This window comes from Sphingobium xenophagum (genome assembly GCF_031457465.1).
GTDB lineage: Bacteria > Pseudomonadota > Alphaproteobacteria > Sphingomonadales > Sphingomonadaceae > Sphingobium > Sphingobium xenophagum_A.
The window spans coordinates 23,404-47,795 of sequence record NZ_JAVDWV010000007.1 but is presented as its reverse complement, the minus strand read 5'-3'; the positions used below and the strand labels follow the sequence as shown (position 1 = coordinate 47,795).

At 58.2% G+C, this 24,392-nt stretch carries 26 protein-coding genes; 15 read left to right on the top strand and 11 right to left on the bottom strand.

Annotated features, from left to right (window positions below; all coding sequences use genetic code 11):
• Positions 1-363 precede the first annotated feature (363 nt).
• Together J2W40_RS08595 and J2W40_RS08590 are read right to left on the bottom strand one after the other, a co-directional pair.
• Complete coding sequence (locus J2W40_RS08595) at positions 364-1,278, bottom strand: IS1595 family transposase (RefSeq protein WP_310223635.1); 915 nt, start codon at positions 1,276-1,278, stop codon at positions 364-366.
• 26 nt (positions 1,279-1,304) lie between these two features.
• Positions 1,305-3,722, bottom strand: a complete 2,418-nt coding sequence (locus tag J2W40_RS08590) for an NACHT domain-containing protein (RefSeq protein WP_310223633.1) — start codon at positions 3,720-3,722, stop codon at positions 1,305-1,307.
• Positions 3,723-4,164: 442 nt separating this feature from the next.
• Between J2W40_RS08590 and uvrA the strand changes: the two genes are divergently transcribed.
• The gene (gene uvrA, locus J2W40_RS08585; RefSeq protein ID WP_310223631.1) at positions 4,165-7,167 is read left to right on the top strand and encodes an excinuclease ABC subunit UvrA; all 3,003 of its coding nucleotides are present in this window, start codon (positions 4,165-4,167) and stop codon (positions 7,165-7,167) included.
• Between the two features lie 95 nt (positions 7,168-7,262).
• Positions 7,263-8,321, top strand: coding sequence for a DUF262 domain-containing protein (locus J2W40_RS08580; protein WP_310223629.1), 1,059 nt, complete (start codon positions 7,263-7,265; stop codon positions 8,319-8,321).
• An 889-nt stretch (positions 8,322-9,210) separates the two neighbouring features.
• Here J2W40_RS08580 and J2W40_RS08575 read toward each other — a convergent pair.
• The gene (locus tag J2W40_RS08575) at positions 9,211-9,531 is read right to left on the bottom strand and encodes a DUF433 domain-containing protein (RefSeq protein WP_310223626.1); all 321 of its coding nucleotides are present in this window, start codon (positions 9,529-9,531) and stop codon (positions 9,211-9,213) included.
• Positions 9,532-9,620: 89 nt separating this feature from the next.
• Here J2W40_RS08575 and relB point away from each other — a divergent pair, with 89 nt between their 5' ends.
• From relB to J2W40_RS08540, 7 genes are all read left to right on the top strand, one after another.
• Positions 9,621-9,791, top strand: a complete 171-nt coding sequence (gene relB / locus J2W40_RS08570; protein WP_310223624.1) for a type II toxin-antitoxin system RelB family antitoxin — start codon at positions 9,621-9,623, stop codon at positions 9,789-9,791.
• Positions 9,788-10,066: a type II toxin-antitoxin system RelE/ParE family toxin gene (locus tag J2W40_RS08565; RefSeq protein WP_310223623.1), complete on the top strand. Its 279-nt coding sequence runs from the start codon at positions 9,788-9,790 to the stop codon at positions 10,064-10,066. Before relB ends, J2W40_RS08565 begins: the two co-directional genes overlap by 4 nt.
• Before the next feature lie 164 nt (positions 10,067-10,230).
• Positions 10,231-11,259, top strand: a complete 1,029-nt coding sequence (locus J2W40_RS08560) for a hypothetical protein (protein ID WP_310223621.1) — start codon at positions 10,231-10,233, stop codon at positions 11,257-11,259.
• A gap of 191 nt (positions 11,260-11,450) precedes the next feature.
• Entirely contained in the window at positions 11,451-11,666 is a 216-nt protein-coding gene (locus J2W40_RS08555; RefSeq protein WP_037479442.1) for a cold-shock protein, read from the top strand.
• Positions 11,667-11,753: 87 nt separating this feature from the next.
• Positions 11,754-11,948, top strand: a complete 195-nt coding sequence (locus tag J2W40_RS08550; protein WP_069064935.1) for a hypothetical protein — start codon at positions 11,754-11,756, stop codon at positions 11,946-11,948.
• A 75-nt stretch (positions 11,949-12,023) separates the two neighbouring features.
• The gene (locus J2W40_RS08545) at positions 12,024-12,233 is read left to right on the top strand and encodes a hypothetical protein (RefSeq protein WP_037479446.1); all 210 of its coding nucleotides are present in this window, start codon (positions 12,024-12,026) and stop codon (positions 12,231-12,233) included.
• A gap of 134 nt (positions 12,234-12,367) precedes the next feature.
• A complete protein-coding gene (locus J2W40_RS08540) occupies positions 12,368-12,724 on the top strand; it encodes a glycine zipper 2TM domain-containing protein (RefSeq protein ID WP_310223617.1) in 357 nt (118 codons plus the stop codon).
• A 57-nt stretch (positions 12,725-12,781) separates the two neighbouring features.
• Here the strand turns inward: J2W40_RS08540 and J2W40_RS08535 are convergent, their stop codons facing one another.
• The 4 genes from J2W40_RS08535 to J2W40_RS08520 all read right to left on the bottom strand — a co-directional run bounded on the left by J2W40_RS08535 (position 12,782) and on the right by J2W40_RS08520 (position 16,219).
• On the bottom strand, positions 12,782-13,711 hold the full coding sequence (locus J2W40_RS08535) for an electron transfer flavoprotein subunit alpha/FixB family protein (protein WP_069064937.1): 930 nt from the start codon (positions 13,709-13,711) through the stop codon (positions 12,782-12,784).
• A complete protein-coding gene (locus J2W40_RS08530; RefSeq protein WP_310223616.1) occupies positions 13,708-14,457 on the bottom strand; it encodes an electron transfer flavoprotein subunit beta/FixA family protein in 750 nt (249 codons plus the stop codon). The genes J2W40_RS08535 and J2W40_RS08530 overlap by 4 nt, the downstream gene beginning before the upstream one ends.
• A gap of 96 nt (positions 14,458-14,553) precedes the next feature.
• Positions 14,554-15,753 (bottom strand): ADP-forming succinate--CoA ligase subunit beta, encoded by a 1,200-nt coding sequence (gene sucC / locus J2W40_RS08525; RefSeq protein WP_310223614.1) that lies wholly within the window; start codon positions 15,751-15,753, stop codon positions 14,554-14,556.
• Positions 15,754-15,898: 145 nt separating this feature from the next.
• Positions 15,899-16,219, bottom strand: a complete 321-nt coding sequence (locus J2W40_RS08520; protein ID WP_310223931.1) for a hypothetical protein — start codon at positions 16,217-16,219, stop codon at positions 15,899-15,901.
• Positions 16,220-16,287: 68 nt separating this feature from the next.
• Here J2W40_RS08520 and J2W40_RS08515 point away from each other — a divergent pair, with 68 nt between their 5' ends.
• A complete protein-coding gene (locus tag J2W40_RS08515) occupies positions 16,288-16,686 on the top strand; it encodes a low affinity iron permease family protein (protein ID WP_310223610.1) in 399 nt (132 codons plus the stop codon).
• 3 nt (positions 16,687-16,689) lie between these two features.
• Here J2W40_RS08515 and J2W40_RS08510 read toward each other — a convergent pair whose 3' ends face one another.
• A complete protein-coding gene (locus tag J2W40_RS08510) occupies positions 16,690-16,869 on the bottom strand; it encodes a hypothetical protein (RefSeq protein WP_310223607.1) in 180 nt (59 codons plus the stop codon).
• A gap of 310 nt (positions 16,870-17,179) precedes the next feature.
• Here J2W40_RS08510 and J2W40_RS08505 point away from each other — a divergent pair, with 310 nt between their 5' ends.
• The 4 genes from J2W40_RS08505 to J2W40_RS08490 are packed head-to-tail and all read left to right on the top strand — an operon-like array spanning position 17,180 to position 21,342.
• Positions 17,180-18,568 (top strand): glycosyl transferase family protein, encoded by a 1,389-nt coding sequence (locus J2W40_RS08505; RefSeq protein ID WP_310223605.1) that lies wholly within the window; start codon positions 17,180-17,182, stop codon positions 18,566-18,568.
• The gene (locus J2W40_RS08500) at positions 18,565-19,605 is read left to right on the top strand and encodes a hypothetical protein (protein WP_310223603.1); all 1,041 of its coding nucleotides are present in this window, start codon (positions 18,565-18,567) and stop codon (positions 19,603-19,605) included. Before J2W40_RS08505 ends, J2W40_RS08500 begins: the two co-directional genes overlap by 4 nt.
• Positions 19,606-19,663: 58 nt before the next feature.
• The gene (locus tag J2W40_RS08495) at positions 19,664-20,578 is read left to right on the top strand and encodes a sulfite exporter TauE/SafE family protein (RefSeq protein ID WP_310223601.1); all 915 of its coding nucleotides are present in this window, start codon (positions 19,664-19,666) and stop codon (positions 20,576-20,578) included.
• A complete protein-coding gene (locus J2W40_RS08490; RefSeq protein WP_310223599.1) occupies positions 20,578-21,342 on the top strand; it encodes a TIGR02186 family protein in 765 nt (254 codons plus the stop codon). Before J2W40_RS08495 ends, J2W40_RS08490 begins: the two co-directional genes overlap by 1 nt.
• A gap of 4 nt (positions 21,343-21,346) precedes the next feature.
• On the opposite strand, the gene J2W40_RS08485 is transcribed toward J2W40_RS08490, so the two are convergent.
• Positions 21,347-21,763: an acyl-CoA thioesterase gene (locus J2W40_RS08485; RefSeq protein WP_310223597.1), complete on the bottom strand. Its 417-nt coding sequence runs from the start codon at positions 21,761-21,763 to the stop codon at positions 21,347-21,349.
• A 184-nt stretch (positions 21,764-21,947) separates the two neighbouring features.
• On the opposite strand from J2W40_RS08485, the gene J2W40_RS08480 reads away from it, so the two are divergent.
• Entirely contained in the window at positions 21,948-22,106 is a 159-nt protein-coding gene (locus J2W40_RS08480; protein ID WP_156106348.1) for a hypothetical protein, read from the top strand.
• A gap of 67 nt (positions 22,107-22,173) precedes the next feature.
• Here the strand turns inward: J2W40_RS08480 and J2W40_RS08475 are convergent, their stop codons facing one another.
• Positions 22,174-22,827: an outer membrane protein gene (locus tag J2W40_RS08475; RefSeq protein ID WP_310223594.1), complete on the bottom strand. Its 654-nt coding sequence runs from the start codon at positions 22,825-22,827 to the stop codon at positions 22,174-22,176.
• Positions 22,828-22,998: 171 nt separating this feature from the next.
• Complete coding sequence (locus J2W40_RS08470; RefSeq protein ID WP_310223592.1) at positions 22,999-24,390, bottom strand: L-serine ammonia-lyase; 1,392 nt, start codon at positions 24,388-24,390, stop codon at positions 22,999-23,001.
• Positions 24,391-24,392 lie beyond the last annotated feature (2 nt).

Sequence of the window (24,392 nt, the reverse complement as noted above, 5' to 3'; positions counted from 1 at the left end):
CAGCAGTCTTGATACTCATGGCGAGGTCCCAAGGCCGCAAGCGCTCGCAGCCCTTAAAGGGATACGAAAACGTTCTAGTGCAACCTGTTAGGTCGGTTGCGAGCAATCCCCTCACTCTCTGCGTTCTAGACCGCTTCAAGTGATACCATGTTGCCTCCGCCTGCGTTTCGGGTGGCCGTTAGCGGAACATCCATTCCGGGCTCCTACATGCAGTTGGCATGGCTGCTGGGTCCCCGGTGCCCTATTTGGCTATAGGATCGAGGCCACCAACCCAGCCATGTTGGCAGATTTACAGCGAGAGTCCAGCCTCAGCCGGTCCATCGCTTGCGGCGGTCCCCGATCTGGCGGGGCAGCGCAGGATGCTTAGGCGGCGAGTTTATCAACCCGCCGATAGGTAAGGCGGCGGCCTTCCGCGCCTTTGAGGATCAGCGCCGCACGCTCCCCGTCCGTCAATTCGCGGGTGTTGTAGCGGAGGTCGAACTCAGCCGTGTAGCGGCCAAGGTGCGCTTCGCTCATGTGATGATAGGTGCCGATCACACCGCGCTTGAAAATCGAGAAGAAGTTTTCAGCGGTGTTGCTGTGCTTGAAACCACCCGTTGTGACATACTCCTTGGCGCTGTGGTTCACGACCGAATGACCAGCGAACTCGCGCCCAAGGCGGGTGTAAACCGGGCTTTCGTCGGTCATTAGGTGCGAGGCGCGATCGATGTTCGTGACAATCAGGCCGCGCACGTCCTTGGCGTTAACGTTGGCGACATGGAAGCTGCGAACGTGGCCATCACGCTCGACCAGCGCGACAACCGCCTTCTTAGGGGCTGGCTTGCGGGTTGCGCGGTTTTTAGCCTTGCCGCCGACATAGGTTTCATCGGCTTCGACAACGGTGTTGGGGCCACCCAGAGGGCCAGTAGGAACCGCGCCGTCCATAGCTTCACGGATACGGTGGCAAAGGAACCAAGCCGTCTTGTAGGTGACACCCAGCATACGTTCCATTTGCTTGGCGCTCATACCCTTCTTCGACGCCGCCATGAGGTGCGTTGCCAGCAGCCACTTATGCAGTGGAACGTGGCTGCGTTCCATGACGGTGCCAGTACGCACGGTGAATTTGTCGCGGCAATCGTTGCACAGGAACATGCCAGCCTGCGTCTTGCCTTCCATTCGGCGAACGCGAAGCGATCCGCAATGGGGGCAGGACACTTCGCCATTCCAGCGCGAGGCTTCGATATGGGCGCGCGCCTTGTCTTCGTCGTGGAAGATTGGGTCAGTGATGTTCTGTGCCATAAACATCGTATGACAGGATTACGCTGCTAAGTAAAGTATATAATTGCCCTAAAATCCCCTGAGAAAAAAGGAATCCCATAGAGAAAAGCTTTCTCAGCTTTTATGTATGACAAACAAGAAGAAAATATATTCATGTTTGCCGTCGCACTCAATTTCATGATAATATTTCTTAAATCAAAGCTAGATTTCCATCCGACATCAATTATTGCGTCTTTTTTTGACAAAAATTCAGCAATGGAAAGTGCGGATGAGTTTAATATAGACCAAGTTGATATTTCGCAATTATTGTGTCTTATTTCCTGAGAACGCCAGCTTGCTGCATTTTCGATCGGAAAACCATTATCAATAGATTCCTTGGCAATAACAACGAAAGCATCTTTTAAATCTTTTATCTTTCCAATGGAATCGGCAGATTCGCTGCATCGCAGGCGAACTTCGTTTCGCATAAACGTAAGTATTTCTGATGTCATTTGCCCCGTAGAGGTGGCTTTTGCCCACTCGATCATGGCTAATTCGACCCGACGTTCGGCGAGATCATGAATGGACTCGGCAACCGCTATGAGTGATCTGGCGGTTAAATATTCGCCAAAGCTCTTGTGTGTAAACTCAAAACCCCGGTAATAACCCTCCGCCGCTTTCAGATAAAAGTTCATGGCCAAGTTAGTTACGTCTGAGCCATTGTCATCTATAAATAACTTCCAAGCAGTTTCCGCTCGCGTAATTTTACTAGTTGAAACAAAAGAGTCTTCGGTTGCTACCCGAGTGTCCCCGCCAAGCCAAGCGGCATGTCCAATTGTTTCCATAAGCAGAAGAAAATCTGCGAGAGACATGGTTCTGCCGGGCCCATGCCTCTTTGGCACACCGTCACCCCAACCTCGATCATATATATTTTTCATTAAAGCGGCATAGATACGATTTGGATTGTCTGCTGCTTTTTCCCAATCTTTAGTGGCATAACCCGCTAGAACTAAAAGATAACAAAGCAGGGGTTCATGGGTGATTCCGGCTAAGCTTTCGGCTTCAAGTGCTGGAGGCATAGTCGATGACAAAGAATTCGCTGTCGAATATTTTGACCACCATTCGGATCTCTGATCAATTGACCAAAGAGAGTTTTGGCCAACTAATTCTGGGTTGTTGATTGGGAGATAACCAAACACCTCCAGTCTACCTATCTTGGGCGGCGCTAGAAATTTTCCAGCTGCCTGAAAAGCAGGCATTCGGCCGCTTATGACCACTCGAATCTGGCGTGACCCGTCGCCTTTTAGAGCAGCAATGAGACTGGATAGCCTAGCCGCGAACGTGTTAATGACATCATTGGCTGTTTCTTTGGGTGCGACAAGCTCATCTAGTCCGTCAAATATCAGCAGCAAAGGTGGACCATTTTCTATTGCTGGTCTTGCTAACGGGGGTTGCGTAAATGCGCCGTCAGTTTTTTGTGTAAAGTGTTGATTGATGCTTTCGCGAAGGTCACTGTCAATACCGATATGTTGCAACGGAATAAACAATGGACGCCAATCCTCGCGCTGTGCATATTTCCTAGCGAGTGCTTTCAATGTAGTAGATTTGCCGCTACCAGGTCCGCCACCGACTAATCGCAGCGCATCGTTATCTCCGCTGCTTTCAACCCAGGTTGATAGTAAATTGTCGAGCAAATCTATCTTTGAGCTGCTTCGTATGTCGATGCCGTCCGCGACCCTTAAAATGTGTGAATCTTCTTCCTCAATCCACGTAGCTCTGAGCGGAATATATAAAGAAGCTAAAGAGTTCGCGTCATTCTCCTGTCCAAATACTGGAATGACGTCAAAACTATGCACTAATCTAGCTCGATAAGCCTTCCAGTTTAAATCAAGCTCTACCGATTTTGCGCCGGGTGAATTGAAATATTCAAGAATTGATTTATATTCCGCTGGGGATCGCGACCAAATTTCAAAAACTGCCCTGTTAAAAGAAATATCCATCTTGTGCCGAAATACGAGTTCGGTATCTTTCATGTTAACTTGCGATTCCAACGCACATTTAACTACAAAATCTAGCATGACCTTGTATATAGGTATTGTGTTTGGATAATTAACAAATGAATCTGGAAGATAATATTCGCCATTATCTACTTCTTGTTTGGCAATTTCGTAACAATTGATTATAATGCGTTTGAACTGTTCGGGGTCTAAATTGGCTTTGTCGGTTAAATTCCCAACTGCCCAGGCGAAGCTCAATGCGGTTAGAGACCAAGCCTTTTCAGATGGAGTTTGAGCGACAGCAACGCTATTAAATGCTTTCACAAGTGCTGAAAATCCGCTGACGCCTGCATCCGCTGAGCTTTTAATAAAAAATGAAGCGACAGCTTCCGCTGCTTCGGTAGCAAAATTTTTCCAGTCTACAGATATAGTCAACTTTCTTGACAAGGGTAGTGCTACACCTCGCAATGGCAGCTGTTCTTCGCTCATTAGTCAGGTCCCCTCGAGACATCAATTACGCCATTGTACGAATTTTCATGACTAACGGTAGGCTATCTCAAAATGTTAGCCAAGCATTAGCATACAGCGAAAGTCATATATAATGCGTGCTAGCGCCGCCGACCCGAGCGATTTCGAATCTCGCGTTTTTGGTATCGCGGCGTCAAACTTAGTCCTTTTGGGACGGCCTAAGAGGACCAGCGGTTGTCCATCTTACCCGCCGGTAAGGCGACATTCCGAAATCGGCCAGTTCCGGCCAAAGCAAAAGCAAACTCTCTTTGCCTCTCACCCCATAACCTTTGGTGCAGCGCAAACCCCTTTGCGCGCGCCTCGCGCGGATTGTCTCTTCTCAAAACCCTGCGCCCGCCCCATTTGTCAGGGCGACCGGCCGATGGCCTTGCCCAATTAGAACAAATCTGGAACAACGCCCCACATGAGCCTTACCCACATATCCGTCCGCGGCGCGCGTGAACATAATCTCAAGGGCGTCGATGTCGATCTGCCCCGCGACAGCCTGATCGTCATCACCGGGCTTTCGGGGTCGGGCAAATCCTCGCTCGCCTTCGACACCATCTATGCCGAGGGGCAGCGCCGCTATGTGGAATCGCTCTCCGCCTATGCGCGCCAGTTTCTGGAGATGATGCAGAAGCCCGATGTCGAACATATCGAAGGCCTCAGCCCCGCGATCAGCATCGAGCAGAAGACGACCAGCCGCAATCCCCGCTCCACCGTCGCGACCGTAACCGAAATCTACGATTATATGCGCTTGCTCTGGGCGCGCGTCGGCATTCCCTACAGCCCCGCGACCGGCCTGCCCATCAGCGCGCAGACCGTCAGCCAGATGGTCGATCGCGTCATGCTCCTGCCCGAAGGCACGCGCTTCTACCTGCTCGCCCCCGTCGTGCGCGGCCGCAAGGGCGAATATCGCAAGGAACTCGCGGAATGGCAAAAGGCGGGCTACACCCGCGTCCGCATCGACGGCGAAATGATGCTGATCGAAGACGCCCCCGCGCTCGACAAGAAATATAAGCACGACATCGAAGTCGTCGTAGACCGCCTCGCCGTCGGTCCCGACATGGGCACGCGCCTGGCCGACAGTTTTGAACAGGCGTTGAAGCTGGCGGACGGGCTGGCATTCGTAGATCTGGCGGATGGCACGGTGGCTGAGGTAGCCCGACAAAGTCCGTTCGTTTCGAGCGAAGTCGAGAAACCCGCCCCAGACGCCGCGCAAGGTGTCTCGACTGCGCTCGACACGAACGGCGGTGGGGGCAAACCCGCCAAAGGCATGAAAAACACCGGCATCCCCGCCAACCGCATCGTCTTCAGCGAAAAATTCGCCTGCCCCGTCAGCGGCTTCACCATCGCCGAGATCGAGCCGCGCCTCTTCTCCTTCAACGCCCCGATGGGCGCCTGCCCCGCCTGCGATGGCCTGGGCGAGCGGCAGGAGTTCGACCCCGAACTCGTCGTCCCCAACGAAGCCCTCTCCCTCAAGAAAGGCGCGGTCGTCCCCTGGGCCAAGTCCAACCCGCCATCGCCCTACTACATGCAAGTCCTCGGCTCCCTCGCCAAGGAATTCGGGTTCAGCCTCGACACCCCCTGGGCCGACCTCCCCGGCGAAGTGAAGCTCATCATCCTCCACGGCACCGGCGGCAAGCCGGTCACGCTCAAATTCATGGACGGCCGCAAAAGCTACGAAGTGAAAAAAGCGTTCGAGGGCGTCATCGGCAACCTCAACCGCCGCCTGCTCCAGACCGAATCCGCCTGGATGCGCGAGGAACTGAGCAAATATCAACGCGCCCAGCCCTGCGAAACCTGCCACGGCGCCCGCCTCAAGCCCGAAGCGCTCGCCGTCAAGATCGCGGGCGAGGACATCTCCCTCTCCACCCGCCGCTCGGTCGTGGACGCGCTCGCCTTCTTCACCGCGATGCCCGCCAAGCTCAACGACCAGCAGAACCAGATCGCCAAGGCCATCCTCAAGGAAATCGTCGAGCGCCTGGGCTTCCTCAACAATGTCGGCCTCGACTATCTCAACCTCGACCGCACCAGCGGCACCCTCTCCGGCGGCGAATCCCAACGCATCCGCCTGGCGTCGCAGATCGGCTCCGGCCTCTCCGGCGTCCTCTACGTCCTCGACGAACCCTCGATCGGCCTGCATCAGCGCGACAATGACCGCCTGCTCGTCACCCTCAAACGCCTGCGCGACCTCGGCAACAGCGTCATCGTCGTCGAGCATGACGAAGACGCCATCCGCCACGCCGACTATATCGTCGACATGGGACCGGGCGCCGGCATTCGCGGCGGCGAGATCGTCGCGCAAGGCACGCTCAAGCAGATCCTCAAAGCCAAAAACTCCCTCACCGCCGATTATTTGAACGGCACCCGCCGCATCGAAGTGCCCAAGAAACGCCGCAAGGGCACCGGCAAGAAGCTCACCGTCCACAACGCCCGCGCCAACAATCTGCGCGGCGTCACCGCGTCGATCCCGCTCGGCACCTTCACCTGCATCACCGGCGTCTCCGGCTCCGGCAAGTCCAGCTTCACCATCGACACGCTCTACGCCGCCTCCGCCCGCGCCCTCAACGGCGCGCGCATCCTGGCCGGCGCGCATGACAAGGTGACGGGCCTCGAACATTGCGACAAGGTGATCGACATCGACCAGTCGCCCATCGGCCGCACCCCCCGCTCCAACCCGGCCACCTATACCGGCGCCTTCACCAACATCCGCGACTGGTTCGCGGGCCTGCCCGAATCCCAGGCGCGCGGCTACAAACCCGGCCGCTTCAGCTTCAACGTCAAGGGCGGCCGCTGCGAAGCCTGCACCGGCGATGGCCTGATCAAGATCGAGATGCACTTCCTCCCCGACGTCTATGTGACATGCGATGTGTGCCACGGCGCGCGCTACAATCGCGAAACGCTGGAGGTGAAGTTCAAGGGCCACTCGATCGCCGACGTGCTCGACATGACGGTCGAGGATGCGGTCGAATTCTTCAAGGCCGTCCCCCCCATCCGCGACAAGATGGCCATGCTCGCCGAAGTGGGCCTGGGCTATGTCAAGGTCGGCCAGCAGGCCACGACCCTGTCGGGCGGCGAAGCCCAGCGCGTCAAACTCGCCAAGGAACTTGCCCGCAGAGCCACCGGCCAGACGCTCTACATATTGGACGAACCCACCACCGGCCTGCATTTCGAAGATGTCCGCAAACTGCTCGAAGTGCTCCACGCGCTGGTCGACCAGGGCAATAGCGTCGTGGTCATTGAACATAATCTGGACGTCATCAAGACCGCCGACTGGATCATCGACATGGGACCAGAGGGCGGTGTCAAAGGCGGCGAAGTTGTGGCCGAGGGCACGCCGGAAAAGGTCGCGAAGGAGCCACGGTCATTTACGGGGCATTATCTTGCGCCGCTGTTGGGGTTGGAGAGTGTGGCGGCGGAGTGAGCGATTAAAATCCACTGATGATTTGCCAGTCGACATCATTCACCACATTTCCATATATACACCGCCATATTGCCTACAGCTTGAAGGACAGACGTATGCGAACAACAGCAGGCCACCTTTCGATTGCTGAGATTCGCGATCAAATGGAGTCGGAAGTTCTCAAAGCCAATCCAATCTATCAAAGGTCAGCAGGACTTTGGCCGGTTTCGGCAAAGAGTTACTTTATTGATACGATATTGAATACATATCCGTTTTCGTCGGTTTATATTCACGAACGTCTCAGTTTAAAAACAAATAAGATTTCTAAGGATATTGTTGATGGTCAACAACGACTGACCACAATATTTGAATTTTTAGGCGACAAATTTACGCTATCTTCAAGCAGCAAGGAATACCGCGGGCAGAAATTTAGTGAGATGGATAACGATGTAAAGGAACGGATTCTCTCTTATTCTGTTCCGGTTGTAACTATTTTTTCGCCTGATCAGAACGAAATATTAGAGATGTTTCGTAGAATGAATGCGTTTACAGTTCCACTAAACCCAGCGGAACAACGGCACTCTCAGTTTCACGGCGAATTTAAATGGTTCGTTAATGGTGTTGCTGATGAATTTTCGCCAATGTTGAATAGATTTGGGGTGCTAACTCAAAAGCAAATTATTAGGATGTCAGACGCGGAATTTATCGCTGATTTGGTAGATACAATTGCGCGTGGGATTCAACACCGAGAGCCAACATCATTTACTAAATTATATAAAGAAAATGATGAAGAATTTCCTAGATTATCAGAAATGACAGAGAAAGTTTATGAATCCTTGCGATTTATTATGAATAACTTTCCTGATATATCTGGAACATTCGCAACGAAATCTTATGCCTTTCATTCCCTCATTTCGGCGATGGTTCATAATTTTTGGGGCATTCCAAATGGAGAATCTGATCTAGAGATGATGCCTACGGGGAGGTTTTGTAACGATGTATATCTTGCGAACCAAGGTATTCTCGCTCTTGCAGCCGCTCACGAATCCAAAGATGAGGTCGGTCCTTATGGGCCATACGTCAAAGCCTGTTTAAAGGCGACTAACCGTAAAGCTCAACGCGTCGATCGCACTCGCTTTTTACTTATGGCTTTGAACGGAAAATTGCCGGTTTAGATTGATGTTGAGAAAGTCTCTGAAGGCTTTCGAAGCCCGCCTATCTGTTGGCGAACATCTTTTCGATCAAGCATCGAAGCGATCGATCGCAACTGGATTTTCGAGGCTTAGTCATTGGCAAAGCTGTGAAGGACTAGTCTCTTATATCTGGCAATCTTGGTGCGCTTTCTGCCGAGAAACGACTTTACGATCGATGACTGGGACGACGACAGTTTCTTCTATGGTCGTACCCCGCCATCCAGAAGCAATTGGAGAGGGAAGGGTCTGCTATTTGGTCAAATCTAGTTTTCTTGGGCACATAGCTAAGCCTGGAAAAGAGATAACAGACTACTGGAAAGAGGTTACGTGGGGAGATTCTACTGCTCTTGCGCAGTTTTTTGCAGTATATACTCCCAGTAACCACCTACAACTTCGTGGTGGTTTAGCATATCCTACATTTGCGCCTGATCATCTACGCATTATCAGAAACGCTTCGGCGCACTTAAGTAATACAGCACTCGCAGACGCTGCCGCTTTGCAGACCCATTATCAAGGTTTGGTCTTTCGCCATCCGACTGATTTAATATTTTGGAGGTCACGCAGCTCTGGTGAAATTGCATTTCTCGAGTGGATTGCTGACTTTCGTTCCATGGCTCAACTTATGTGCGAATAAGATTTGGTTGCGGTGATAGGTGCAACAATCCCCAAATTCTCGCCTCACTCCGCCTTCAACTCTGCCTCCTCCGTCCCCGCAATCACCGCATCCAGCACTGATCGAAACAGCCGCTTAGGCAGTAACCCATAAAAAGGCGTCACATCGCCATCCCATCGGAGTCGCCACAAATAGCTGTAGGACAAGACGTTAGCGGGCTTCGGGATCGTCCATAATATGGTTGAGCGCGAAGGATTCTTAGGGGATTTCCACATTCCTCAATGCCTCGATCGTCTCTTCGTCCAACTCGTGGACATACATGGCCTGACGATCCCGGCGCAGAAGGCGCTCATAATCCAAATGCTCAGGATGACCCAGCATCATCGATGCAAGCGCCATTGCCTCCCGAACATCGTCCTCACACAGATAGGGGAAATCCTCGACAATCTCCCCCATCGTCCCACCGCCAGCCAGCATCTCCCAAATGTCGCTGACACGCATCCGCGTACCCGCAATGATAGGCCGTCCGCCGCAGACGGCAGGATCGATGGCGATACGGGGGAAGCCTTCAATGGTCATCGGATGGAACCTATCAGATTGTCCGATACGGACAAATCTCGTCATCATCCGATATGGATAATCCACGGCAGTTTTGCTATATCATTTCCATGACCAAGCTAACCCCCATCGAGTCCGAATTTGCGACCAGCGAGGATGCCGACGCGCATGATGCATGGGTCCGCGCCAAAGTGGAACGGGCGCTCATCTCCACCAAGCCGCGCATCCCACACGACGAAGTGATGGCCAAAGCGCAGGCCGTCCTCGATAAATATAAATGACCCTGTCGGTCGTCTGGGATGATGAGGCCGAAGCCGCCTTGCTCACCATCCTTGACTATATCGGTCCCCGCAACAAAGCAGCGGCGGATCGCCTCCACGCTGCCATTCGGCACGCCGCCGATAACCTTCCGCTGCATCCCTGCGCGCACCGGCCGGGGCGCGCGCCCGGCACGCGTGAGGTCGTCGTCCATCCCAACTATATCCTGATCTATCGCGTCGCCGCGGAGGCAATAGAAGTGCTGACCCTCGTCCACGCGCGCCAGCAATATCCCTGAACGCCTCCGTCATTGCGAGCGGAGCGAAGCAATCCACCGTCGGGTCCTGGATTGCTTCGCTCCGCTCGCAATGACGACCACACCGTTCCCATTTTGTTCTTTCCTACATCCCCCCTTTCTGCCTACCCTTGCCGCAAATCCCATTGCCGGAGGCGCGCGCACTCATGTCGTACCACTTCCCCACCCTCACCCCGTCGCCCGAAACCCGCGCCGATGGCTGGTCCCCCGCGCGGCAGCGGCGCTTTCTCGAAACCCTCGCCGCCACCGGCGTCATCCGCCTCGCCTGCGAAGCGGTCCGCATCACGGCGCGCTCGGCCTATAATCTGCGCATTCGTCAGGACGGCGCGGCCTTTCGCCTGGGCTGGGACGCGGCGATCCTCATCGCCCGCGCGCGCCTCGCCGATGATCTGATGGCCCGCGCCATCGTCGGCCAGACCGAAACCATCCGCAAGGATGAGGATAATTTCGAAGTCACCCGCCACCGCCACGACAATCGCCTCGCCATGTCGATGCTCGCCCGGCTCGATCGCATGGCCGATTGCCCGACACCGGGCAGCGACGCCGCGCTCGCCCGCGTCGTCGCACAGGATTTCGCCGCCTATCTCGACATGCTCTGCCCGGCCGACGAAGCGCAGGCGGAGGCCGACCAGCTCGGCCTGCCCCGCCCCGGTGCCGAGACGATGGCGCGCGACATGGACGATGCCCGCCTGCTCGACGGCACCAGCCCCGCCACGCCCGAAGCGGTCGAGACTGCCGCCACCGCCCTGTCGCCCGGTGCCTCCGCCGCTTTGTTCGTCGCCGCGCGCATGACGCTGATGACCGGCACCGCCAAGGCCGCCTATCCGCCCTTTTCCGCCTTCCAGGAACGGTGTGAACTTCCGCCCGATCCGCCCCGCGAACCGGAGCTGGACCTCACCACCCTGCCGCCCGAAGAGGCCGTCACCCATCTGCGCGGCATCTGGTGGGATGAATTTCTCGAACAATGGCGCACCGATTATCCCCCTCCGCCCGGCTTCGTTGGCGAGGAAAGCGACAGCATCTATGAGATCGACGCCTATGAGCGTGACCTGACGCCGGACGAGGAAGACGCCGTCAACGCCCGCGTCGCCGCCGATCGCCGCCCCTATGAGGAAGCCGCCGCCCGTGCCCGCGACGCCTATTTCGGGGTCGGACGCGCCGCTGCATCCGGCTGAACGGAGCCCGCATCGGGTCGGCCGCGCGCATGGCATTTGCTATTTGCTGCGCCTTGCCCTACATAGGGGAGGCTACAGTCGCAAATCGACGGTTTTTGGCGCTTTGCGGCACCTTACTTCCTTCTTTCCCTGCCCCTTAGCAACCCGGCGTATCCACACGGGGTGCGCCGACAGCAAAGAAGGAATAATTTATGAGCAGCATCACTGGCGTCGTCAAGTTCTTCAACGCCGACAAGGGCTATGGCTTCATCGCCCCCGACAATGGCGGCGCGGACGCGTTCGTTCACATCAGCGCCGTCGAGCGTGCTGGCCTGGCTACCCTGCGTGAAAAGGACCGCGTGTCCTATGACCTGGAGCAGGACAAGCGCGGCAAGATGGCTGCGGTGAATATCTCGCACGCCGAGTAATTCAGACGGCCTTCGGATCGGGCGCGGCGCTTTGCAAAAAAGCCCCGCGCCCTTTCCATTTTCCCTTTTTTCAAGAGGATATACAGCATGGCCGCTCCTGATTACCGCACTCTCGCTGCCAAGGCGCGCACCGACGCCGACGCCGCCACCCTCAATAATGTCCGCGACCGCTGCCTGCGTGCTGAAGCCGCATGGCTCGCCATGGCCGGCCGCCAGGATCTGACCGACGCGGGCCGCGCCCGCCGCGACAAGACCGCACCGGAAGCGCTCGACGCCGCCTGACAATCCACATCGCTGCGGAACTCCTGGGGCCGCCGCCGGTTATGACTGGCGAACCCCATCCCCAAGGAGTATATCATGATCCGCACCCTGATTTTCGGCGCCATCGCAGGTTATGTCGGCAAGAAGCTGTATGACGACGGCAAGCTGACCCAGTTCAAGGACGACATCGTCGCCCGCTATGGCGAAGCCAAGGCGGAACTGGCCGACAAGAGCGACACCACGCTGCGCCCGACGACGCCTGCCATGACCAGCCCTTCGGTGGCATCGGCGACCAACTTCAACTGATTTCTTCGGATACCGGCGGCCGCTCACCCCCCGTTCGCCGCCGGTCGCCGTCCGTCCTGAGCCGCCGCTCCCTCTAGCGGCTCGGACGGACGGCATCCTCGTCTGCTCGGCCATCCCAAAGAAGGAGCCACCCCATGCGCAAACCCATTCTCGCTGCCGCGATCCTCAGCATGCTGCCCTTGGCAGCCTGCGCCACTGACAATCGTGGCGGCGGCTACGGCTACGACCGTCCCAGCGACCGTCGCGGCCCGCCCCGCGGCCAACGCCGCGTGCTACGCGACAATGACCAGATCTACCGCGACCGCGACGGCCGCTATTATTGCAAGCGCGACGACGGCACCACCGGCACCATCGTCGGTGCCCTGGCTGGCGGCGTCCTCGGCAACGTCATCGCCCCCGGCGGCTCCAAGACGCTCGGCACCATCCTTGGCGGCGGCGCCGGCGCTCTGGCCGGTCGAGCCATCGACAGGAATGACGTCAACTGCGAATGACGCAAAAAAGGGCGCGGACCACATGGTCCGCGCCCTTTTTTGTGTCTTGCCCAACCCTTACAGCTTGCTGGTCAGTTCCGGCACGATCTTGAACAGATCACCCACCAGGCCGATATCGGCGACCTGGAAGATCGGGGCATCCTCATCCTTGTTGATGGCGATGATGGTCTTGCTGTCCTTCATTCCGGCAAGATGCTGGATCGCCCCGGAAATGCCCACGGCGACATAGACTTCCGGCGCGACGATCTTGCCGGTCTGCCCGACCTGATAGTCGTTGGGCACATAGCCCGCATCGACCGCGGCCCGGCTGGCCCCGACCGCAGCGCCGAGCTTGTCGGCCAGCGGATAGATGACTTCCTCGAACGTCGGCCCATCCTTGAGCGCCCGGCCACCCGACACGATGATCTTGGCGCTGGTCAGTTCGGGCCGCTCCAGCTTGGCGATTTCCGCGCCGACAAAGGACGACAGCCCCTTGTCTCCGGTCGAAGCCACCGCTTCCACCGTGCCCGAACCACCTTCGCGAGCCGCCTTCTCGAACGCCGTACCGCGAACGGTTATGACCTTCTTGGCATCTTTGCTCTTGACCGTGGCAATCGCATTGCCCGCATAGATCGGCCGCGTGAACGTGTCCTCGCTCTCGACCGACAGGATATCGCTGATCTGCATCACGTCGAGCAGAGCCGCGACGCGCGGCGCGATATTCTTGCCGTTGCTGGTGGCGGGCGCGATGAAAGCATCATGATGCCCCATCAGTTCAACGACCAGCGGCGCGATATTCTCGGCAAGCGCATGGCCATAGGCGGCATCGTCGGCGACATGCACCTTGCCCACGCCCGCAATCTGCGCGGCGGCAGCGGCAACGCCATCGACGCCTTCGCCAGCGACGAGCAGATGCACTTCGCCCAGCTTCGCAGCGGCGGTGATGGCCGAAAGCGTCGCGTCCTTGACCGCGCCGCCCTCATGTTCAACCCAGACAAGCGTCTTCATGCGGCAACTCCCATGGCCTTGAGCTTGGCAACCAGTTCATCGACATCGGCGACTTTGACGCCGGCGGTGCGCTTGGGCGGTTCGATCACCTTCAGCGTCTCCAGCCGCGCGCCGATATCCACGCCATAGTCAGCGGGCGTCTTCTGCGCGAGCGGCTTGGACTTCGCCTTCATAATGTTGGGCAGCGACGCATAGCGCGGCTCATTGAGGCGCAGGTCGGTGGTGATGATCGCAGGCGTCGACAGCTTCACCGTCTCCAGCCCGCCATCGACTTCGCGCGTCACCGACACGCTGTCGCCTTCGACCTCGACCTTCGACGCGAACGTGCCCTGCGGCAGGTTCAGCAGCGCGGCGAGCATCTGGCCGGTCTGGTTGCTGTCATCGTCGATTGCCTGCTTGCCCAGGATGATCAGGCCAGCGCCTTCCTCTTCCTGCACCTTGGCCAGAAGCTTCGCCACGCCCAGCGGCTCGACATCCTCGTCGGTCTGGATCAGGATCGCCCGGTCAGCGCCCATCGCCAGCGACGTGCGCAGCGTTTCCTGCGCCTTGGCGACGCCGATGGACACGGCGATTACCTCGGTTGCCACGCCCTTTTCCTTCAGGCGGATGGCTTCCTCGACCGCGATCTCGTCAAACGGGTTCATGCTCATCTTGACGTTCGCCAGATCGACGCCCGTGCCGTCCGCTTTCACGCGCGGCTTCACATTATAATCAATGACCCGCTTAACGGGCACAAGGATCTTCATTTCAACATCCTCCATTATAAACGCCAACACGGGCGCGGGCAGCCCGTTACCGGACTACCCGCACCCAAATGGTGTCAGTTCAGGTTGAAAGCGGCCTCAGGCTGCCTTCCTCACTTCCGCCACGATCTTGCGTGCCGCATCGCCCAAATCGTCCGCGGGGACGATCGCCAGGCCCGAAGCCGCGAGAATATCCTTGCCCTGCTGGACATTGGTGCCTTCCAGGCGAACCACCAGCGGAACCGACAGGTTCACTTCCTTGGCTGCGGCCACGATACCATCGGCGATGATGTCGCACTTCATGATACCGCCGAAGATGTTGACCAGGATGCCCTTCACGGCCGGATCCTGCAGGATGATCTTGAACGCTGCCGTCACCTTCTCCGTCGTGGCACCACCACCAACGTCGAGGAAGTTGGCCGGGAATTCGCCGTTCAGCTTGATGATGTCCATGGTCGCCATGGCCAGGCCAGCGCCGTTGACCATGCAGCCGATATTGCCGTCCAGCTTGATGTAGGCGAGGTCATATTTGGAGGCTTCGACTTCGGCCGCATCTTCCTCGGTCAGGTCGCGCAGCTCCGCGATGTCCTTGTGGCGGAACATGGCGTTACCATCGAAACCGACCTTGGCGTCGAGTACCAGCAAATTGCCCTGCTTGGTCAGCGCCAGCGGATTGACTTCGATCTGCTCGGCGTCGGTGTCCAGGAACGCGGCGTAAAGCGACGAGGCGACCTTCGATGCCTGCTTGGCGAGGTCACCCGTGAGGCCCAGCGCAGCGGCGATCGAACGGCCATGGTGCGGCATGAAGCCGGTGGCGGGATCGACCGAGAAGCTGTGGATCTTTTCGGGCGTCGAATGCGCGACTTCCTCAATGTCCATGCCGCCTTCGGTCGACACGACGAACGCGACTTCGCTGCTGCCGCGATCGACCAGCAAAGCGAGGTAGAATTCCTTGTCGATGTCGGCGCCGTCGGTGATGTAGAGGCGATTGACCTGCTTGCCGGCATCACCGGTCTGGATCGTCACCAGCGTGTTGCCCAGCATGTCGGTCGAGTGGGCCTTGACCTCATCCAGGTTGAAGGCGAGGCGGACGCCGCCCTTGGCTTCAGGGGCGAGTTCCTTGAACTTGCCCTTGCCGCGGCCACCGGCATGGATCTGCGACTTCACGACATAAAGCGGTCCCGGCAGCTTCTTGGCGGCTTCGACGGCTTCCTCGACGGAGAAAGCGGAGTAGCCAGCCGCGATCGGCGCGCCATATTTCGCGAGCAATTCCTTGGCTTGATATTCATGAATATTCATGGGGCTTGCCGTCCTTTTCCGTCGAACCGTGATGCGACGGATAAAGCACAGGCCTGTTTTGATGGCCAGAGTGATTTCGCAAAACGACTTTGCAAAATTGCAAAACCTTTGCGAAGCCCTCGGCCAAAATATTGCGAAATCGGCGCTAAAAACTGCAGCCCACAGCCGCCTTGCTCGTCACCAAAAATATCTCCCCATCGCCGAGCGCGCGCACCTTATGCAGCCATTGGTCGACACCAAGCGTCCCGATGTGCGACTTGCGGACCGATGCCAGCGATTGCAGTCGGCGCAACTGTGTGAGGCTGAGCCTGTCAGCCATCTCTTCGGCCATACACCCCGCCAGTTTGGGCGCTAGACCGGCTTCGACCAATCCGGCGCGTAGCCGTGATTCGGGTGAAAGGCTGGCGCAGGCGGGCAGCAGAAGGCACAGCGCGACGGTCATGGGGCGAAAGAGGATGGCGGTCATCCGCCCCTGATGGCAACAGGCGATGACTGGCGCAATGGTCATCGCGCGCCATAGGGGAGCAAAGGCACATGGACAGGATATTCACCCGGCTTTCCCATCGCGTCGCTGGATGGACCGGCCAGCCGCTGGCCTTCATCCTGGCCAGCGCCACCATCCTGATTTGGCTGACGACCGGCCCGCTTTTCGGCTATTCCGATACGTGGCAATTGGTGATCAATACCGGAACCACCATCATCACCTTCCTGATGGTATTCCTGATCCAGAATGCGCAAAATCGCGACGGGTCAGCCATACAGGCGAAGCTGGACGAACTGATCCGCGCAGTCGATAATGCGCGCAACGACTTCATCGGTATCGAACATCTGACCGAAACCGAACTTCATCGTATCAAGGCGGTTCTGGAACAGGAGTACCGGGACGATGAAGACTATCATCTGGTTATCGAGCGGCTGCTCAAACGACGATAAGCCTCAATGTGCCCGGCCGGTCATGCTTTCATTATGCCGTCGATAGGCATCCACCCGGTCGATATAACCGCGCGCCAGATTTTCATAAGCGATACGCGCCTGATGCGATGGGCAGCTTTGCGCCCGGATCAGGGACATTTGCTGCCGGTGCAGCAAATAATTGATATCCGTCTCCCTAGTCATGTCGCCGTCCTCTCTTTGCATGAGACTGGTCGATTGGCTGCGCTGGCAAGGCATAGGCAGAAGCAGCGACTCAGCTTGTATCACGATCGGCGATCATCGCGAAGTAAGCGGTAGAGTATCGACACGCCATTCGACGCAAATGACAGGCGACCTGGCCCATTCATCCACGGGCCAAATATACGCGATTGCGAGGCAGCCATGATAAGAAGCGATAACATCCCGGATAATCACAGTAAAAAGGGTTGGCATCCCCCTGCGCCAATGGCATCCTGCATCACGCTTGCAGGGGAAGGGCGGGAAATTGGGGGACATGGCGGTCGCTTTCCTTGCGACCCTGCATCATGAAATCCTGCTATTCGCCGTCGTCGGCCTCGCCATAGGCGGGATTGACGACTTTCTCATCGACCTCTTGTTCCTGTCGCGCCGGATGTGGCGCGATCTTGTCATCTACGCCCGCTATCCCCGCATGACGACGGCAACGCTGCCCGCTTCGGCAAATCCGGGCAGGATCGCCATCTTCATCCCGGCCTGGAAGGAAGTCGAGGTGATCGGTCCGATGCTGACCCATGCACTTAGCTGCTGGGGTAATGCCGACTATCGCATCTTCGTCGGCACCTATCCCAATGATCCCGATACGATCGATGCCATCGCCGCTGTGGCCGAGGGCGACCCGCGCGTGGTGGTTGGGATCAATCCGCTGCCCGGCCCCAGCACGAAGGCAGACTGCCTCAACGTCCTTTGGCGCGCCATGGTGGCCGAGGAGGAGCAGTTGGATTTTCGCTACAAAGCGGTCGTCCTCCATGATGCGGAAGATGTCGTCCACCCTGATGAAATTCGCCTGTTCGATTTCATGATCGACCGGTTTCAACTTGTGCAGTTGCCCGTTCTCCCATTACCCGGCGAAGGCTCCTGGTTCTCTCGCGCCATCGCCAATCATTATTGCGACGAATTTGCAGAGAGCCATGGCAAATATCTGACCGTGCGCGAAGCCTTGGGCGCATCGATACCGTCTGCCGGCGTCGCCTGCGCCTTTGAACGCGATGCTCTGGCTGCTTTAGCGGATAATCCCGTACATGGCCCGTTTGACCCCTCGTCACTGACGGAAGATTATGAAGCGGGTTTGCGCATACGCGATGGCGGCGGTCATGGCGTATTTGTGCGCATTCGCGATGCAAACGGCAATCTGGTCGCAACCCGCGAATATTTCCCCGACACGATCGAAGCAGCGGTCAAGCAAAAGGCGCGCTGGATCGTCGGCATTTCGCTGGCGGGATGGGACCGCATGGGCTGGCGCGGCGGCACCGCAGAACTATGGATGCGTGTGCGGGATCGGCGGGCAGCGATCGCTGCCCTGGTGCTGTGCGCGGCCTATGCTGCCTGCCTGCTCTGGCCGATATTGTGGATCGCCGCCCAGTTCCAACCAGACTATCATCGCGCGCCCTCGCCAGTGGTTAATGCATTGCTTCGGGTCAATTTCTTCCTGATGGTATGGCGCATCCTCATGCGTGTTGTGTTTGTCAGCCATGCCTATGGCTGGCGCTATGGTCTGGGCGCCATCCCGCGCACCTTTCTTGCAAATCTTATCGCTATCATGGCGACCCAGCGCGCCATCTCGCTCTATGCACGATCATTGCTGGGTACGCCGCTGACCTGGGACAAGACCCAGCATCACTTCCCTGATTTGAGCGCTGATCCGTGACCAGCAACAAAAGCGGTCAACCTTTGCGCTTTATGGCGCTGTTGATGATCGCTTGGATTACTCTACGTATTGCCGCACAGCCCGGTCCATCCCCCCTCAGCCCGTTGCCGCTAATTGACGGCCTCACCGCAACCGCAGCCATTGCGCCGCGCCAGACCATCCCCGTTGCGTCGGCCAAGGCAACTCAAGAATCTCACCGTGAGACGATAAGCCGCTTTCGCAAAGCTGATCCTTTTACAGCCATAAGCCTCCCACCCATAGACAAGACAGGTCAATCAGCCGTCGATGTGATGCCGATTAAACGACCGCCCACCACTGCTAATCAGTCGCTCCACATTGTCTCTTCTTATCCCCCTCCTCAATCTCTTGGGCTGGCGGTCGAATCCCCGCCATCGTCGGATCATTGGAGTGGCAGTGGCTGGATGCTTTGGCGCGACGGCGGTATGCGGCGGGCCGATATCGCGAGAACCGGACGCTTGGGCGGATCGCAGATCGGCGCTCGACTGGATTATGTTCTGAACCCTGTCGCCGCCCACCGTGCGACAGCCTATGCCCGTATGAGTGCCGCGCTTGATAGCCCAGCCGCCCCGGAAGTTGCCGTGGGCCTAGCTATTCAGCCACTGCGCGCCCTGCCTGTCAATTTCGCTATCGAGCGGCGGATCGCAATTGATACGGGTGGGAGCAACGCCATGGCAGTAATGGCCGTCGGCGGCTTTGGTCCGACACCCGTCGCATTCGGGTTGCAAGCCGAAGCCTATGCGCAAGCGGGCATTGTTGGCTTCCGCCAGCGCGACGCCTTTATCGACGGGAAATTGTCTTTGTTTGCGCCTGTTCCGAACACGGCATTGCGGCTGGGTGGGGCCTTATCAGGCGGTGCGCAGCCAAGCGCGGATCGGCTCGATATCGGGCCTGAAGTCCAGATCCGGCTGCCGTTGAGGCCGATGAACGCGCGGCTATCGATCGAGTGGCGGGAACGGATTGGCGGGCGCGCTGCACCCGCGTCGGGCCTTGCCCTCACGCTCGGCGCGGATTTTTGACGGCGGAGCGCCACAACGGCTTTATATCTCCGTCCTTTAGTTCTACCCGTCAAAGGCCATGGATCTTTACCTGCCCATCGCCAATTTGTCGGTCAACGCCTTGGTCATTATCGGCCTGGGCGGGGTCGTAGGCCTGCTATCCGGCATGTTCGGCGTAGGTGGCGGCTTCCTGACGACGCCACTGCTTATTTTCTACGGCATCCCGCCTACCGTCGCTGCCGCATCGGCCGCCTCGCAGGTAACGGGCGCTTCTGTTTCCGGTGTGGTCACGCATATTGCGCGCGGCACCGTGGATTTTCGCATGGGCGGCGTCTTGATTGCGGGCGGTGTTGTCGGCGCTGGCCTGGGTGTGCTCATTTTTCGCCTGCTCCAATATCTGGGTCAGATTGATACGGTGATCGGGCTTCTCTACGTCCTGATGCTGGGTGGTATCGGCTTGCTGATGGCCAAGGAATCCATACAGGCGCTGATCGCACTCAAGACCGGAAAGCGCCCACCTGCGCGCAAGCGGCGGCACCATCCTTTGGTGGCTGCGCTGCCGATGCGGTGGCGCTTCTATGGATCAGGGCTTTATATTTCACCACTCGCACCGCTGCTGCTGGGCATGGCGACCGGCATCTTGACCATGCTGCTGGGCGTGGGCGGGGGCTTTATCCTTGTTCCTGCCATGCTCTATCTGCTCGGCATGACCACCCAGTCCGTAGTAGGCACGTCGCTGTTCCAGATATTGTTTGTCACCATGGCCACGACAATGATGCACGCGATGACGACCAAGGCCGTCGATTTGGTACTGGCCATGCTGCTCCTGATCGGCAGCGTGACTGGCGCGCAAATTGGAACGCGCCTGTCGATGACGATGCGGCCAGAATATCTGCGCGTGCTGCTCGCGGCGATCGTGCTGCTGGTTGCGGCCCGCATGACGCTGGGGCTGGTATGGCGGCCGGACGAGATTTTCACGATTGAGGTGCGCTGATGCGCTCCCGCCTTTTCCCAGTTCTACTACTACCCGTCGCAATGATGTTGAGCGCCGCGGACGAGCCCCAACTGGTGCCCGACGTCTCCCAGCGCGAAGTGATCATTCAATATAGCTTCACAGGTGCCGACCTGCTGTTGTTCGGTGCGATCGTCTATCCCGGCGGCGTCAGGCCACAAAAGCCCGCTGATATAGTGGTTGTACTCAAGGGCCCCGATCAGTCAATCCTGATGCGCGAAAAGCGCCAGGTTGCCGGCATGTGGGTCAATGCCGACAGCGCCCGCTTCGAGTCAGCCCCAACTTTTTACGCCATGGCTTCATCCCGTCCGATCGAAGCAATTGTCGATGAGCGCACCGCCGCCATCTACGAGCTGGGTGTCGACAAGCTGCAGCTTTCCCCCTCCTCGCTCAACGATAGCGCCGAACTGGACCGCTTTCAGACGGGGCTGGTCGACTTGCGCGACCGCGCTGGCCTGTTCGTCGAACGTCCCGGAGCGGTCGAGATCAGCGACGGCGTATTGTACCGTGCTCGCTTGCCGCTATCCGCGCGCGTGATCGTCGGCAACTATACCGCCGAAACCTTTCTCGTGCAGGATGGCCGCGTGGTCGCTGCGGCAGTGCGGGATATTACCGTTCGCAAATCTGGGTTCGAACAGTTTATGGCCAGCGCGGCAGAAAACTGGTCCTTCCTTTACGGCTTGGTCGCCATCGCTCTCGCGGTCGGCATGGGGTGGACCGCAGGTGCGATTGCCCGCCGTCTGTAAAGATTTATTGCGCCGGCTTTTCTTCCGGCGCAAAAAAATGGTCGATCACCTCGCGGGCGAGGCGCGCTGGGCGCAAAGTGGAGGCATCGACGCAGCACCAACTGGATTTGACTTCGGCCAGCACTTCTTCACCGCGACGAATAACGGTCTCGTAAAAAGCCCGCGCGCCTTGCACCTTTTCCAGAAGCACAGTGGCGATCACGTCGTCATTCAGGAAGGTTGGTTTGCGATAGGTGATTTCATGTTTGAGTGCGACCCAAAGATGCTGCGCTACCGCTTCCGAAGGAGCCAGCGCGCGCCAGTGGTCCAACACAGCCTCCTGCACCCATTTGAGATAGCTGGCATTATTGACATGACCCATAAAGTCGATGTCAGCGGCGTCGATACCGACGGGATATTGGTGGGGAATCGCGTTACTCACAACGATGTTAATACCATGATTGGCCCGATGGCGCTAGGGGTCTGTACCGCCGAAAGGGCTATCGGCCGACCCGGAAAAAATTTGCCAAGCCGTTCATTCTCTTATGCTGCGTTGCAGCAAATGACATTGACTTGACATAACCTTGCGCCATCCTGCTGACAGCGAAACGATTGAGGGTATAATCATGGCGATCACGAGCGACACGGCGGCTCAGGTAGCCGCACAGCTTACGCAGGCATGGGCGATACGATCAGGGGTCAAGAAACCCGATCCGACCAAACCGATCGAAGATCAGGTGATCACGATCTACAAGCGTTTCCTGGACATAGTGCAGAAGGGCTAAAAGCCTGCATTTCGGGAGAAGGAAGGGGCCGAATTTTCAATCGGCCCCTTCCCTTTCATTCAAGTCTTTAGAAGCGCCAGCCTACGCTAGCCACGACCTGATGGCGATCCGTGTCGATGCCAAAATCTTCAGTGGTTGCGCCATTGGCAAACTCGATCTTCGCGTCGCTATATTTGGAATAGCGATATTCCACCTTGGCGAAGGTGTTGGTGTTGATCGCGCGCTCGACACCGCCACCGATCCGCCAACCGTCCAGTTTGAACGCGGTATCTGTGGTTTCATTGGTGTTGCCCGCGAGAACATTGAGCTTGCTGTTGGTATAGCCGCCCTTCACGTAAATGAGCGTAGCGGGATTGGCGAGGATACCGGCGCGCGCACCAACATAGAGGTCGCGGCCCTGGCTGACGCGACCGAAACCGAACTGGTCGGTCGGGTCAAACCGATCGGACTTGGCAGTGGAGCCGGTCCATTCGCCTTCCACGCCGACAACCGCGCTGCCCAGATTGACGTCATACCCGGCACCGATGCCGTAAAGCAGGCCGTCGATCGACTGGTCGTCACGGCCATTGTCATTATCCACATCGCTGCCGGCACCGACATGATCATAGCCCAGGATCGCTTCGACGCGAGGACCGGTAAAGGTCGGGCCGACATTCTGTGCCATCGCTGGGGCGGCGACTGCGGCGCTGCCGAGAAGGGTTGCGACCATCAACTTACGCATATTCTAAACTCCATTGTCATCCCCCTGCAGGGGAGAGACGCTGAAAGCCGCGGGGAGCCGTAAGTTTCATGAACTTAAGATAAACAAGGACTTATGTTGCAGATATGACACAATTGCTGTCGTTTCGTCGCAGATTTGACGGCGCAAAGCGATGAACGGAAGGGAACCGTATCAACACTCCACGACATTGACGGCCAGACCGCCAAGCGAGGTTTCCTTGTAGCGGCTGGCCATATCCTCGCCGGTCTGGCGCATCGTTTCGATGACGGCGTCGAGGCTGACGATATGATGGCCATCGCCCTGCAGCGCGAGATAGGCGGCGTTGATCGCCTTGACCGCGCCCATGGTGTTGCGTTCGATGCAGGGGATCTGGACGAGGCCGCCAATCGGATCGCAGGTGAGGCCGAGATTATGTTCCATGCCGATCTCGGCGGCATTTTCGACCTGGCCGTTGGTGCCGCCCAGCACGGCGGCGAGGCCAGCAGCGGCCATGGAGCAAGCGACGCCGACTTCGCCCTGGCACCCCATTTCGGCGGCGGAGATGGAGGCGCGCTTCTTGTAGAGAAAGCCGATGGCGGCGGCGGTGAGCAGGAAGCGGCGCTCGCCATCGCGATCCGCGCCGGGGACGAAGCGGCGATAATAATGCAGGACCGCCGGGATGACGCCCGCCGCGCCATTGGTCGGCGCGGTGACGACGCGGCCCCCGGCGGCATTTTCCTCATTCACCGCCAGCGCGAACAGGCTGACCCATTCGAAAATCTGCGCCGGGCCAAGCGCGTCCTGTTGTAGGCGCAGGCGCTGATGAATGGCGCGGGCGCGGCGGCGGACCTTGAGGCCGCCGGGGAGCAAGCCTTCCTGCTGGAGGCCGCGGTCGATCGAGGCGCTCATGGCGTCGATCACGCTGTCGAGGAAGGCGTCGGTTTCCCCCTGGGTGCGCCACGCGCCTTCGTTGCGCAGGACGAGGGTGGCGATGGAGAGGCCGGTCGCTTCGCCCTGCGCCAGCATCTCCGCGCCCGACGAGAAGGGATAGGGCTGGACGACATTATGGCCGAGCGGGGCGTCGTCGGCGACGCGATCGCCGGGCAGCACCGCGCCGCCGCCGATCGAATAATAGTCGCGCACCAGCGGTTCGCCATGCCCGGCGAGCCAGGCGGTAAAGCGCATGCCATTGCTATGGGCTTCGAGAAATTCGCCCATGTGGAAGAGGAGGTCGCGCGCTTCTTCGAAGGCGATCCACTGGTCATGGGCGCTGCCTGCGCGGATGCGGCCGTCGGTGCGGATCGCGGCGAGGATGGCGGGGATGGTGTCGGGGTCGAGCGCTTCGGGGCTGTAGCCCGACAGGCCGAGCAGGATCGCCGTGTCGGTGGCATGGCCGCGCCCGGTCAGCGCCAGCGAACCGTAGAGATCGCAGGAGACCCGCACCGGCTGCGCCGGGAGAGAGTCCATGAACAGGCGCGCGGCGCGCATCGGGCCGACCGTATGCGAGCTGGACGGACCGATGCCGATGGTGAACAGGTCCATGACGCTGATCGCAGCGGCGGCGTCGATGCGGGACTTGGTCATGG